This window comes from Frateuria sp. GZRR35, from assembly GCF_051900415.1.
GTDB lineage: Bacteria > Pseudomonadota > Gammaproteobacteria > Xanthomonadales > Rhodanobacteraceae > Frateuria_A.
Map to the genome: position 1 here is coordinate 318,114 of NZ_JBHZGL010000001.1, position 12,242 is coordinate 330,355.

Consider the following 12,242-nt stretch of genomic DNA (forward strand, 5'->3'; position numbering starts at 1 on the left):
TGACGATGGCATCACGGCACGGCGGCTGGCTCAGCCGACCGGCAGCACGTCCACCGCGAGCACGACGCTGCCGGGTGCCAGCCGCAGGTGTGCCGGGGGCGTCGCCGCCTGCAGCCACGCATCGCCCGGCCCCAGCATGTCGTCATCCAGTTCCAGCCGGCCGCGTGCGCAGAACAGCAACACCGTCTCCGCCCGGGGTCGTGCCTGATCGGGCCCGCGCCAGACCGCGACGCGGCCGCGCGCGCGATCGCGGCGGACCATCAGGTTGAAGTCCCGGGTGGCGCCGCCGGCCAGCGTGATGGTCACCTGTGCCTCGCCTGCAAACGCGAACGGTACGAACGGTTCGGTCAGGGCATGCACGCGGCCGTCGTCGAGCGTCATGGCGAAGCCTTCGCCCTCCAGCAGCACGATGGTGCGGTCGATCCCGGGAAAGGCGGAGAAGGGCGCGGCGCTGTCGACCTCGGCCACGCTCACGCGCCAGAGGAAGTCGTCCATACCGGCGCCCGGCGGTGCCGCGGCCAGTTCGCGGGTGCGGCCCAGGCCATTCTTCCAGGGACGGGCGGGGCAGTCGTGCAGGCGCAGGAGAGGCATGGCCGCATTGTAGGGTGAGCTTTGGTGCGACGGCGGCCGGGAGTGTGGTGGCAGCGCCTCGACTCCGGCGCTTGGCGCCGCGCCCGGCACGACGACCGCGAAACATGCTCGCCCTCGCGAAGCCAGGCCGCAGGGCCCACAGCGCGGCTCACTCCGTGCGAGCGACGCACCGCGCTTCCGCCAGCCGCACGCCCGGCAGGTGATGGAAAGCTACAGCCGCTCGGCCAGCAGCTTCTCCAGCTGCCGCTGGTCCGCCGCGAACTTGCGGATGCCCTCGGCCAGCTTGTCGCTCGCCATCGCATCCTCGTTCATGCCCCAGCGGAAGCGCGCCTCGTCGATCGCCGGCGGACGTTCGGTGCGGGTGCCGTCGTCGGACAGGCGGCGCGGCAGCGCCTCGTCCGAAGCGTCCAGCTGTTCCATCAGTTCGGGACTGATGGTCAGGCGATCGCAGCCCGCCAGGGCCTGGATCTGGCCCACGTTGCGGAAGCTCGCGCCCATCACCACGGTGTCGTAGCCGTGGGTCTTGTAGTAGCGGTAGATGCGCCGCACTGATTCCACGCCCGGGTCCTCGTCCGGCGCGTACTGCTTCACGCCGGTGTTGGCCACGTACCAGTCCATGATGCGCCCGACGAACGGCGAGATCAGGAACACGCCCACCTCGGCGCTGGCCACCGCCTGTTCGAAAGCGAACAGCAGGGTCATGTTGCACTGGATGCCGCGGCGCTCCAGTTCGCGTGCGGCGCGCACGCCTTCCCAGGTGGAGGCCAGCTTGATCAGCACGCGGTCGCGCTGGATGCCTGCGTCTTCGTAGAGTCCGATCAGCCGCTCCGCCTTGGCGATGCTGGCGTCGGTGTCGAACGACAGCCGTGCGTCCACCTCGGTGGAGACGCGCCCGGGGACCAGTTCGAGGATCTTGCGCCCCACCGTCACCGCCAGGTGGTCGCCGGCATCGATGAGCTGTTGCTCGCGCGAATGGCTCTTCGCCCGCGCCCAGGCGAGCGATTCCTCCAGCAGCGGCGCGAAGCTGCTCTGCGTGACCACCTTGAGCAGCAGCGAGGGGTTGGTGGTGGCGTCGACCGGCCGCCAGCGGGCGATCGCGTCGATATCGCCGGTGTCGGCGACCACGGTGGTGTACTGGCGCAGTTGTTCGAGTTGGGAAGGCACGATGGGTTCCGAAAGCTTAGGGTGAGTCGGCAGGGCGTTCGTCTACGGCGGGCACGTCGTCGGCGTCGGCACCGGTGACGATGCGGGCGGAACGCTCGTAGGTCCAGTAGGCCCAGGCCCAGTCCAGCAGCACCACCAGCCGGTTGCGGAAGCCGATCAGGAAGTAGATGTGGGCGACGAGCCAGACCCACCACGCCGGCGGGCCGGACAGCCGCAGCCGCCCGAATTGTGCCACCGCGGCCATGCGCCCGATGGTGGCGAGCGCACCCTGGTCACGGTAGTGGAACGGAGCCGGCGTCGAATCGGCGTCGACGCGAGCGCGGATGCGCTGCGCCACGTGCTTGCCCATCTGCTTGGCCGCCGGCGCCACGCCCGGCACCAGCGAGCCATCGGCGCGCTCGACGCAGGCCAAGTCGCCGATCACGAACACTTCCGGGTGCGCGGGCAGGCTGAGGTCCGCCGCCACGCGCACGCGGCCGGCGCGATCCAGCGGCGCATCGAGCTGCCGGCCGAGCGGCGAGGCGGCCACGCCCGCCGCCCACAGCACGGTATAGGCGGGCATCGGCGCATCGCCCAGGCACACGCCGACGCGGTCGATCGCGGTGACGGCCGTGCCGGTGCGTACTTCCACGCCCAACCGCTCGAGCTGGCGCTGCGCCTTGGTCGAGAGCGACGGGTCGAACGCCGCCAGCAAGCGCGGCCCGGCCTCGACCAGCACCACTCGCGCACTGTGCGGGTTGCTGCGGCGGAACTCGCGCGGCAGCGTATGGCGGGCGATCTCTGCCAGCGTGCCGGCCAGCTCCACGCCGGTCGGGCCGCCACCCACCACGACGAAGTTGAGCCAGGCCTGCCGCTCGGCCGGGTCGTCCTCGCGCTCGGCCCGCTCGAAGGCGAGCAGTACACGGCGGCGGATTGCGAAGGCGTCGTCCAGCGTCTTCAGGCCGGGCGCCCAGCGTGCCCACGCGTCGTGGCCGAAGTAGGCGTGGGTGGCGCCGGTGGCGACGACCAGGAAGTCGTAGTCGAGCGTCTCGTGGGCGAAGCGCACGCGGCGGGCCGGGAGGTCGACGTCCATCGCCTCGTCGAGCAGCACGGTGACGTTGTCCTGCCTGCGCAGGATCTGCCGCAGCGGCGCGGCGATCGAGGGCGCGGAGAGGCCGGCGGTGGCAACCTGGTAGAGCAGCGGCTGGAACAGGTGATGGTTGCGCCGGTCGACAAGGGTGATGCGTACCGGGGCACCGGCGAGGCCGCGGGCGGCGGCCAGTCCGCCGAAACCGCCGCCAAGGATCACGACGTGGGGAAGCGTCGGGGCATCGTCCATGGGCTTGCCTTGTACAAGGATGCGTCCGCCCATTGTCCCACCTCAGGGCGCGGAAACCGAATGCGTCCCCTGTAGGAGCGCACCTGTGCGCGACCGTCCTGCACGACCTGCCGCACGGTCGCGCACAGGTGCGCTCCTACACCGGATCGAGGAGTCGTCAGTAAAGGTCGATCGGGTCGACGTCGAGCGACCAGCGCACCTTGCGTGCCGACGGCAGCGCGGCCAGCGCGTGCTGCCAGGGCCGCAGCGCGGCGTGCAGCGGCCCGCGGGTGTCGGCCTCGACCAGCAACTGCCCGCGATGGCGGCCGGCGCGCAACGGCATTGGCGCGGGCATGGGCCCGGCGATGCGCAGGGCGGCATCGTCCGGCAGCGCGGCATGCGCCTCGGCGAGAAAGGCGTCCACGTCCGCGCGCTGGTGCGCTTCCACGCGCAGCAGGGCCTGGTGGCTGTAGGGCGGCAGCAGCGCTTCGCGCCGTTCGGCCAGCAGTTCGCGCGCGGCCGCGGCGTAACCCTGGGCGAGCAGACCGCGCAGCAGCGGGTGGTCCGGGTGGTGGGTCTGCAGCAGCACGCGGCCGGGCTTGCGTGCGCGCCCGGCGCGACCGGCCACCTGCACCACCAGTTGGGCCAGCCGCTCGCCCGCGCGGAAATCGACGCTGTGCAGGCCCTCGTCCACGCCGACGATGGCGACCAGCGTGAGGTTGGGCAGGTCATGGCCCTTGGCCAACATCTGCGTGCCGACCAGGATGGTCGGCGCATCGTCCTGCAGGCCGTGGAGCAACTGTTCGAAGGCGTCGCGGCGGCGTGTGGTCTCGCGGTCGATGCGCAGCACCGGTACGCCGGGGAAGCGTGCGGCGAGCGCTTCCTCCAGACGCTCGGTGCCCTGGCCCTGGGGCTTGAGTTCGGCGCTGCCGCAGGCCGGGCAGGCCGGCGGCACGGCCGCGTGCCGGTCGCAGTGATGGCATGCCAGCGTGCGGCGCTGCGCATGCAGGGTCATCGGGTGTTCGCAGCGCGGACACTCGGCGTGCCAGCCACAGGCATGGCACAGCAGCACCGGCGCGTAACCGCGGCGGTTGCGGAACACCAGCGCCTGTTCGCCACGCCCGGCCGCCTCGGCCACCGCGGCCAGCAGCGCGGGCGACAGGCCGTGGTCCAGCCGCTGCGCGCGCATGTCCACGATCTGCACCTGTGGTGGCCGCGCCGCGCCGGGTCGCGCGCGCAGGTGCAGCGCGCGGTAGCGGCCCGCCTCCACGTTGGCCAGCGTTTCCAGCGACGGCGTGGCCGAGCCCAGCAGCACCGGCACGCCCAGCGCACGGCCGCGCACCAACGCCAAATCGCGCGCGTGGTAGCGAAACCCTTCCTGCTGCTTGTAGGCGCCGTCATGTTCCTCGTCGACCACGATCAGGCCGGCCTGCGGCAGCGGCGTGAACACCGCCGAGCGGGTGCCCAGCACCACCCGTGCCTCGCCGTTGCGCGCGCGCAGCCCGGCGCGCGCGCGCTCGCCCTCGGCAAGGTTCGAATGGATCACCTCCACCGGCACGCCCAGCCGCTCGCGCAGCCGGCGCAAGGTCTGCGGCGCCAGGCCGATCTCAGGCACCAGCATCAACGCCTGTTTTCCTGCCGCCAGCGCCTGCGCGATCAGTGCCAGGTAGACCTCGGTCTTGCCGCTGCCGGTGACGCCATCGAGCAGGAACGGCTGAAAACGGTCTAAGGCGCCGGCGACTGCCGCCACGGCCGCTTCCTGCTCGGCATTCAGCGCCGGGGCGGCCGAGGGTGTTGGTGGCGAAGCTTCGGGCGTGCGCTGTTCGATCAGCCCCGCATCCAGCAGGCGCTTTGCGGCCGGGCGCCAGCCGGGCAGGGCGAGGTCCAGTTCGGCGGCCCCGAGCGGCGCGGCGACGAGCAGGTCGAGCAGCGCCCGGCTGGACCCGCGCCGGCTGCCCGCGTCGCGCGCGCTCCGCCCGGCCACGGTGAGCGCATAACAGGGCTCGGTGGTCTGCGGCAGCGGCCGTGGCTCGCGCAGCGCCAGCGGCAGCGCGTTGGCGTAGGCCTCGCCGGGCGCCGCCAGCCAGTAGTCGGCGGCCCAGGCCAGGGTCTGCATCAGCTCGGCATCGAGCAGGGGCGCGTCGTCCAGTACGGAAAGCACCGCCTTGAGCCGTGCCCCGGCCACCGCCGCCTCCACCCCGCTGGCCACCACCACGCCGACCAGCTTCTTGCGCCCGAACGGCACCAGCACGCGGCTGCCGACCGCCACCCCGCCGGCGGGCGGCAGGTAGTCGAACAGGCGGGCGAGCGGAACCGGCAGGGCGACGCGGACGACGGCGGGCATGGACACCTCGTGGGCGGGCCAGTGTAACGGCTCCCCGACGGTGTCCCGCGGGCGCGCAGGTGGGTGCTGCCCGGTCATCTAGGAATCTTTCCTAAGTGGCTCTCTCCCGGCGGAAATTTCCCTTATCCACAAAGCCTGTGGATAAGTCTGTGGACGGGTCGGGGAGAGCACTGTCAAAGCCCTGTCACGGGGGCTTCGGGCACGTCCTGGGCAAAAAATAACCAGCAAATTTAGCAACGGAGAATCAATGACTTGCACAACCGCGTGTGATGCCGTTCACGCGTCACTCATGCTCCCGGAAGCGGCCTTGACAGGTTCATGACGCTGTGCACAACCGCTATGACAGGCATTCCGGACTGCGGTCGCTCAGTGGCTGGCGCCCATGACCGCCGCCACCAACAGCACGACGCAAAGCAGCCAGAAATAGCACCAGCCCACGCACCAGTATTTGAGCAGGGTCATGGCCCAGCCCTGGCGGTAGACGCGCTTCTGCATCACCAGCAGATAGGCGGGCATCCACAGGAAGACGGCCGTCTGCAGGTAGTTCACTCCGTCGCTGGCCCAGGCCACGTGCGGGCGCAGCCAACCGGAAAGCATGCCCAGCAGGGTGGCCAGCAACAACGCCAGGAACAGGAAGGCGTGGCTGTGCAGGGCCACGATCAGGTGCTCCATGTAGAGCCGGCGCCGGAAGAAATAGAAGAGCTTCAGCAGCAATGCGAAGAGCGGGATCATCACGACCATCGCCTGCGGCAGCACCGAGAAGACGCCCGTGATCAGGCGGTCGCGTGCCGCTTGCCGTACCGCCGGGTCGCGGTTGCTCCATTCCTTCAGGTTCGCCACCGTGCGCTGGATGTAGGTGTTCATGCGCTCGTTCATGAACGCGGGCAACCAGGACAACTCGATGTGACTGCCGTCCAGTTTGCTGTTGATCTGGATCGGGCCCTCCGCGCCCGCGGAGGGCTTCGCAGGCGCCGCGACGCTGGCTCCCGCGGACGGAACGGCGCCCGCGGCAAGCGGGGTGGTGCCCAGCGCAACCAGCCGCTTGTCCGCCAGCGCCCGAAGCTGCCGCTCGCTCGCATCAAGCGCGGGGTGGGCCACCGCCGGAGTCACCTCGCGGGTAACAGCCAGGCCGTGCAGCTGTTCGGCCAGCTGCTCGCGCACCTCTTGCGGGGTGTCCGCATTGGCGAAGGCATCCTCGTTCACGTGCGGCGCATCGACCAAGTTCACGCCGTGGCCTTCCACCACCCTGTCCACGGCCAGGTGCATGGCGAAGAAGGCCAGTAGGCACAGGACGAACATGAGCCGGAAGGGCGCCACGTAGCGCTGCCGGCGGCCCGAGAAGTACTCCAGGGTGAGGAAGCCCGGCTTGCCCAGCAGCGGCGGCACCGTGTGAAAGATGCGCCCGTCCACGTGCAGGAACATGTCCATGCTGTCTTCGAGCATGTGGTGCACGGGCTTGAGTACGCTGTGCATGGACTGGCCGCAGTGGTGGCAGAACTCGCCCTCCAGCGGCGTGGCGCAGTTGGCGCAGTGCAGTTTGCCGGCGTCGATCAGCTCGTTCATCGGAAGGCCGCCCCTGGGAAAGCGTGCGATCTTGGCACAGCATGTCGCCCCGGGCAGCCCTGGCGACTGGGCTAGAATGCCTCGCCCTCTCCGGACCCAAGAGCCATGAAGACCATCGACCGCGCGCGTGTCGTGCACGAGGTCGGCGCCACCGTGCGCCTGGCCCTGCCGCTGGTGCTCGCGCAGCTGGCGGCGGTCGGCACCAATGTGGTCGACGCGCTGCTCTCGGGGCATTTCAGCGCGCACGTGCTGGGCGCGGTGGCGGTCGGCACCAGCGTGTGGTCGCTGGCGATCGTCAGCGGCATCGGCGTGATGATGGCGGTGCCACCGTCGGTGGCGCAGCTCGATGGCGCCCATCGGCGTCACGAGGTGGGCGCGGTGTTCCGCCAGGCGCTGTGGCTGGCGGCCATGCTCGGCATGCTGCTGTGGTTTGGCGTGCGCCACGCCGAACCGCTGGTGAACCTGATCGGCGTGACCCCCAGCCTGCGCCACGACGTCAACGCGTTCCTGCACGCGATCAGCTGGGGCGCACCCGCGCTGGCCTGCTATTTCACCTTGCGCGGGCTGTCCGAAGGGCTGTCGCTGACGCGCCCTTCGATGATGTTCAGTCTCGGCGGCCTGGCCATCCTGGCGCCATTGGGCTACGTGTTCATGTTCGGCAAGCTGGGCCTGCCGCCGCAGGGCGCGCGCGGCTGCGGCATCGCCACGGCGCTGGTGCTGTGGCTGGAGATGCTGGGCTTCCTCGTCTACGTGTTGTGCCACCGCAACTATCGCGGACTCAACCTGTTCGAACGCTTCGAATGGCCGCACTGGCGGCGCATCGGCGCACTGCTGCACATCGGCCTGCCGATGGCGGTGACGCTGCTGGCCGAGGCCGGGCTGTTCGTGGCCACCGCGCTCTTGATCGGCACGATGGGCGAGGACGTGGTGGCCAGCCACCAGGTAGCGATCAACGTGGCTTCGGTGTTCTTCATGATCCCGCTGGGCGTGGCGATGGCGATCACCGTGCGCGTGGGCAATGCGGTGGGTCGCGACGATGCGCGCGGCGTGCGCTATGCCGGCTTCTGCGGCATCGGCCTGGCGCTGGTCACCCAGCTGCTCTCGGCCGGCGTGATGCTGGGCCTGCCGCACGCGATCGCCTCGCTCTACACCGGCAACGCCGCGGTCATCGCACTGGCCGCGCAACTGCTGGTGCTGGCCGGATTGTTCCAGTTCTCCGACGGCATCCAGGTCGCCTCCAACGGCGCGCTCAGGGGCCTGAAGGACACCCGAGTGCCGATGGCGATCACCCTGTTCGCCTACTGGGGCGTGGGCATGCCGGTGGGCTGGTGGCTCGCCTTCCGCCAGGGCTACGGTGCGCGCGGCATGTGGATGGGGCTGATCGCCGGCCTGAGCGTGGCGGCGGTGCTGCTGTTCGCGCGCTTCTGGCGCAGCGCCTGGCGCCATCGCTGGCAGGCGACCCCGCCGGAAGACACCATGACGGTGCGTTCGCAAGCGGTTACGCTCAACGATCATCTCTAGCATCAGCGACAACGACCCATGAGCACCCCGCCGCCCCTGCGCCGCCCGAACGGATTCTGGGCCTTCCTCTGCGTGATCGGCCGCGGCTTCAACGTGGTGCGGCTGGTGATCCTCAACCTGGTGTTCTTCGTGCTGCTGTTCTTCCTGCTGCTGCTGCTCGTGGGCGTGGCGGCAGGCAGCCGCATGGCGCACACCATCGAGGACTCCAGCGTGCTGGTGCTGCAACCCAGGGGGGAGCTGGTCGAGCAGTACAGCATCGAGCCGCTGCAGCGCGCGCTGGAAAGCCTCTCCGGCGAGCCGCCCAAGCAGGTGCAGATGCGCGACCTGGTCGGCGCCATCGACGCGGCGGCGAAGGACAAGCGGATCAGCCGCATCCTGCTGCTGCCGGACGAGCTCAAGGGCGGTGGCTTCGCCGCGCTGCGCGAGGTGGGTGCGGCGCTGGATCGCTTCCGTGCCGCCGGCAAGCCGGTGATCGTGTGGGGCGTGAACTTCGACCAGGGCCAGTACTACCTGGCCGCGCACGCCGACCGCATCCTGCTCGATCCGCAGGGCGGGGTGATGATTACCGGCCTGGCCAGCTACCGGCTGTTCTACAAGGACCTGCTCGACAAGCTCGGCGTGGACGTGCACCTGTTCCGCGTCGGCCGCTACAAGAGCGCCGCCGAGCCCTACATCCTGGACCACGCCTCGGACGACTCCAAGGCGGCGGACCGCTTCTGGATGAGCGGACTGTGGGATGAATACATCGGTGAAGTGGCGAAGCTGCGCGGCCTGGAGCCGGCCACCTTCCGCGCCGATATCGACAACCTGCCCCAGGCCATCGAGCGCACCCAGGGCGATCTTGCGCAACTGGCCAAGGACGAACACCTGGTCGACGGCACCGCCACCCGCGCCGAACTCGACGCGATGATGCGCAAGGCCGGCGTGCCGGCCGGCGACAAGCCGCAGGAAGGCTTCCGCCAGGTCGACCTCTCGCGCTACGTCGCCAACCTCGAACACGACAGCCCATTCGCCTCCGGCGTGGCGGTGGTCGTCGCCGAAGGCGAGATCGTCGGCGGCAAGCAGCCGCAGGGCAGCGTGGGAGGCGACTCGACCGCGGCGCTGATCCGCGCCGCGCGGCACGACCGCCGGACCAAGGCGCTGGTGCTCCGGATCAACTCGCCCGGCGGCGAGGTCTACGCCGCCGAGCAGATCCGCCGCGAAGTGGAGCTGACCCGCAAGGCCGGCATCCCGGTCGTGGTCTCGATGGGCAACGTGGCCGCGAGCGGCGGCTACTGGATCGCGATGAACGCCGATCGCATCTATGCCGACCCGAACACGATCACCGGCTCGATCGGCATCTTCGGCATGTACTACGCGGTGCCCGGCACGCTGGAGAAGATCGGCATCCACAGCGACGGCGTGGGCACCGGGCCCATGGCTGGCGCCTTCGACATCACCCGGCCGCTCGATCCGCAGGCGGGGCAGGTGATCCAGGCGATCATCAACAAGGGCTACCGCGATTTCGTCGGCAAGGTCGCCAACGCGCGGGGCAAGAGCTTCGAGGCGGTCGACGCGATCGCCCAGGGTCGCGTGTGGACCGGCCGCCAGGCGCTGGAACGCGGGCTGGTCGACCAGCTCGGAGGCTTGGATGCCGCGCTCGACGAGGCCGCGGCGCTGGCAAAACTGGGCAAGGGCTACCGCGTGCACTACGTCGAGGCGCCGCTGGGCGGCTTCGAGCAGTTCCTGGTGGGCATGAACCAGAGTGCCATGGTGAAGGTGGTCCAGGGCTACGGACTGCGCCTGCCCGCGTGGCTGGCCGAACTGCCGCAGCTGGCCCCCGAGCTCAAGCTTCTGGGCCATGCCCAGGCCGGTCGCCCGAACGTCTACGCCTACTGCTTCTGCGCCCCGCGCTAAAGCTGTTCCTTCCCCCGTTCACGGGGAAAGGATTCGATAGCAGGACGCTGCTGCGCCATGCGCGGTCCGCTCGCCCCAGCGTGTTCGCTTACCGCTTCTGCGCGCCGCGCTGAAGCTTTGATTCCTTCCCCCGTTTACGGTGGAAGGTGCCCGCAGGGCGGATGGGGGAGGTCTTGCGAAAGGCTAGACCGTGCATCCCGCCAAGAGCGCCCCCATCCGCCTGTCGGCACCTTCCCCCGCGTTCGCGGGGGAAGGATTCGATAGCGGGCGCTGCTGCGCGCCATGCGCGATCCGCTCGCCCCAGCGTGTTCGCTTACCGCTTCTGCGCGCCACGCTGAAGCTTTGATTCCTTCCCCCGTTTACGGGGGAAGGTGCCCGCAGGGCGGATGGGGGAGATCTTGCGAAAGGCTGGACCGTGCATCCCGCCAAGAGCGCCCCCATCCGCCCTGTCGGCACCTTCCCCCCGCGTTCGCGGGGGAAGGATTCGATAGCGGGACGCTGCTGCGCCGTGCGCAGTCCGCTCGCCCCGGCGTGTACGCCTACTGCTTCTGCGCCCCGCGCTAAAGCTGTTCCTTCCCCCGTTCACGGGGGAAGGTCCCGCAGGGCGGATGGGGGAGGCCTTGCGAAAGACTAGACCATGCATCCCGCCAAGAGCGCCCCCATCCGCCTGTCGGCACCTTCCCCCGCGTTCGCGGGGGAAGGATTCGATAGCGGGGCGCTGCGACTTCGATCGCGCACTCAGGCGGGTGGTGATTACTGCTCGGCGTCGTCGAGCGCTTTCTGCTGCGCCTTGGCCTGGTCGTCGAGCACGTTCTGCACGTCTCTGGCCTTCTGCTCGTCCTTCTTCATGTCGTCCCATGGCGCGGCGACGCGCTTGGCCGCGGCAGTGGCCTGCGGTTCGGGCGCCTTGTTCGAGCAGCCGGTCAGCGCGAGCAGGCAGGCGAGTGGCAGCAATGCTTTCATGGCGGTTCCCCTAGTCGACCCGGTCCGCAGTGTCCCGCCGCCCTGCGATCGCGGCAAGCGCATCGGCTAAGCTCTGCGCCCATGAACCTGCGCACCGACGCCTGGCAGCTTGCCGGCCACACCGCCCTGATCACTGGTGCCAGCAAGGGCATCGGGCTGGCTGTCGCGCGCGAACTCGGTGGCCTGGGCGCGGACCTGCTGCTGGTGGCCCGCGACGACGTGCACCTGGAACAGGTCCGCGCCGAGCTTGCAGAGGACCTGCCCGGGCGCGAGGTCCTCGCCTTCGCGGCCGACCTGGTCGAGGACGAGGAGCGGCTGGCGGTATTCGACTGGATCGCCGACATCGACGCGCCAGTCTCCCTGCTGGTCAACAATGCCGGCGGCAACGCGCCCGACGCCACGCTGGCCTACGACAGCACCGACTACCGCGCGATCTTCGAGCAGAACCTGTTCAGCGCGTTCGAGATGTGCCGGCTGGCGCACCCGCACCTGGCCGAGCACGGCAACGCCGCGATCGTGAACGTGGGTTCGGTCTCCGGCACGGTGCATGTGCGCACCGGCTCGCCCTACGGCATGAGCAAGGCCGCGCTGCACCAGCTCACCCGCAACCTGGCGGTCGAGTGGGCGGCGGACGGCATCCGCGTCAACGCGGTGGCACCCTGGTACATCCGCACGCAGCGCTCGGAACCGGCACTGGCCGACGCCGACTATCTGGAAGAAGTCCTCGAGCGCACGCCGCTCAAGCGCATCGGCGAGCCGGAGGAAGTGGCCGCGGCGGTGGCCTTCCTGTGCCTGCCGGCGGCCGGCTACATCACCGGGCAGGTGCTGGCAGTGGACGGCGGCTTCCTCAGCTTCGGCTTCTAGCCTTTCGTAGGGTGGGCTTTAGCCCACCGTGCCAGATCG

9 protein-coding genes are annotated in these 12,242 nt (G+C 70.0%); 3 read left to right on the plus strand and 6 right to left on the minus strand.

Features of this window, described 5'->3' with window-relative positions; translation table 11 throughout:
- Positions 1 to 30 precede the first annotated feature (30 nt).
- The 5 genes from ACFWZ3_RS01365 to ACFWZ3_RS01385 all read right to left on the minus strand — a co-directional run bounded on the left by ACFWZ3_RS01365 (position 31) and on the right by ACFWZ3_RS01385 (position 6,959).
- Positions 31 to 591: a HutD/Ves family protein gene (locus ACFWZ3_RS01365; RefSeq protein WP_439705987.1), complete on the minus strand. Its 561-nt coding sequence runs from the start codon at positions 589 to 591 to the stop codon at positions 31 to 33.
- Positions 592 to 801: 210 nt separating this feature from the next.
- The gene (gene tal / locus ACFWZ3_RS01370) at positions 802 to 1,755 is read right to left on the minus strand and encodes a transaldolase (protein ID WP_439705988.1); all 954 of its coding nucleotides are present in this window, start codon (positions 1,753 to 1,755) and stop codon (positions 802 to 804) included.
- Between the two features lie 16 nt (positions 1,756 to 1,771).
- A complete protein-coding gene (locus ACFWZ3_RS01375; protein WP_439705989.1) occupies positions 1,772 to 3,073 on the minus strand; it encodes an NAD(P)/FAD-dependent oxidoreductase in 1,302 nt (433 codons plus the stop codon).
- A gap of 157 nt (positions 3,074 to 3,230) precedes the next feature.
- Positions 3,231 to 5,396, minus strand: a complete 2,166-nt coding sequence (locus tag ACFWZ3_RS01380) for a primosomal protein N' (protein ID WP_439705990.1) — start codon at positions 5,394 to 5,396, stop codon at positions 3,231 to 3,233.
- A 366-nt stretch (positions 5,397 to 5,762) separates the two neighbouring features.
- Positions 5,763 to 6,959 carry a DUF3667 domain-containing protein gene (locus tag ACFWZ3_RS01385; protein WP_439705991.1) on the minus strand — a complete coding sequence of 399 codons (1,197 nt, stop codon included), beginning with the start codon at positions 6,957 to 6,959 and terminating at the stop codon, positions 5,763 to 5,765.
- A gap of 105 nt (positions 6,960 to 7,064) precedes the next feature.
- Here ACFWZ3_RS01385 and ACFWZ3_RS01390 point away from each other — a divergent pair, with 105 nt between their 5' ends.
- Together ACFWZ3_RS01390 and sppA are read left to right on the plus strand one after the other, a co-directional pair.
- A complete protein-coding gene (locus ACFWZ3_RS01390; RefSeq protein ID WP_439705992.1) occupies positions 7,065 to 8,480 on the plus strand; it encodes an MATE family efflux transporter in 1,416 nt (471 codons plus the stop codon).
- An 18-nt stretch (positions 8,481 to 8,498) separates the two neighbouring features.
- Positions 8,499 to 10,376 carry a signal peptide peptidase SppA gene (gene sppA / locus ACFWZ3_RS01395; protein ID WP_439705993.1) on the plus strand — a complete coding sequence of 626 codons (1,878 nt, stop codon included), beginning with the start codon at positions 8,499 to 8,501 and terminating at the stop codon, positions 10,374 to 10,376.
- Between the two features lie 753 nt (positions 10,377 to 11,129).
- Here the strand turns inward: sppA and ACFWZ3_RS01400 are convergent.
- Positions 11,130 to 11,339 carry a hypothetical protein gene (locus ACFWZ3_RS01400; protein WP_439705994.1) on the minus strand — a complete coding sequence of 70 codons (210 nt, stop codon included), beginning with the start codon at positions 11,337 to 11,339 and terminating at the stop codon, positions 11,130 to 11,132.
- 81 nt (positions 11,340 to 11,420) lie between these two features.
- Between ACFWZ3_RS01400 and ACFWZ3_RS01405 the strand changes: the two genes are divergently transcribed.
- Positions 11,421 to 12,203 carry an SDR family oxidoreductase gene (locus ACFWZ3_RS01405; RefSeq protein ID WP_439705995.1) on the plus strand — a complete coding sequence of 261 codons (783 nt, stop codon included), beginning with the start codon at positions 11,421 to 11,423 and terminating at the stop codon, positions 12,201 to 12,203.
- The last annotated feature ends 39 nt before the right edge of the window (positions 12,204 to 12,242 follow it).

Bases quoted from the DNA above. Each gene is read 5' to 3' on its own strand.
- ACFWZ3_RS01365 (WP_439705987.1), bottom strand. From the start codon at position 591: ATGCCTCTCCTGCGCCTGCACGACTGCCCCGCCCGTCCCTGGAAGAAT.
- ACFWZ3_RS01405 (WP_439705995.1), top strand. From the start codon at position 11,421: ATGAACCTGCGCACCGACGCCTGGCAGCTTGCCGGCCACACCGCCCTG.
- ACFWZ3_RS01390 (WP_439705992.1), top strand. From the start codon at position 7,065: ATGAAGACCATCGACCGCGCGCGTGTCGTGCACGAGGTCGGCGCCACC.
- ACFWZ3_RS01400 (WP_439705994.1), bottom strand. From the start codon at position 11,339: ATGAAAGCATTGCTGCCACTCGCCTGCCTGCTCGCGCTGACCGGCTGC.
- sppA (WP_439705993.1), top strand. From the start codon at position 8,499: ATGAGCACCCCGCCGCCCCTGCGCCGCCCGAACGGATTCTGGGCCTTC.
- ACFWZ3_RS01380 (WP_439705990.1), bottom strand. From the start codon at position 5,396: ATGCCCGCCGTCGTCCGCGTCGCCCTGCCGGTTCCGCTCGCCCGCCTG.
- ACFWZ3_RS01385 (WP_439705991.1), bottom strand. From the start codon at position 6,959: ATGAACGAGCTGATCGACGCCGGCAAACTGCACTGCGCCAACTGCGCC.
- ACFWZ3_RS01375 (WP_439705989.1), bottom strand. From the start codon at position 3,073: ATGGACGATGCCCCGACGCTTCCCCACGTCGTGATCCTTGGCGGCGGT.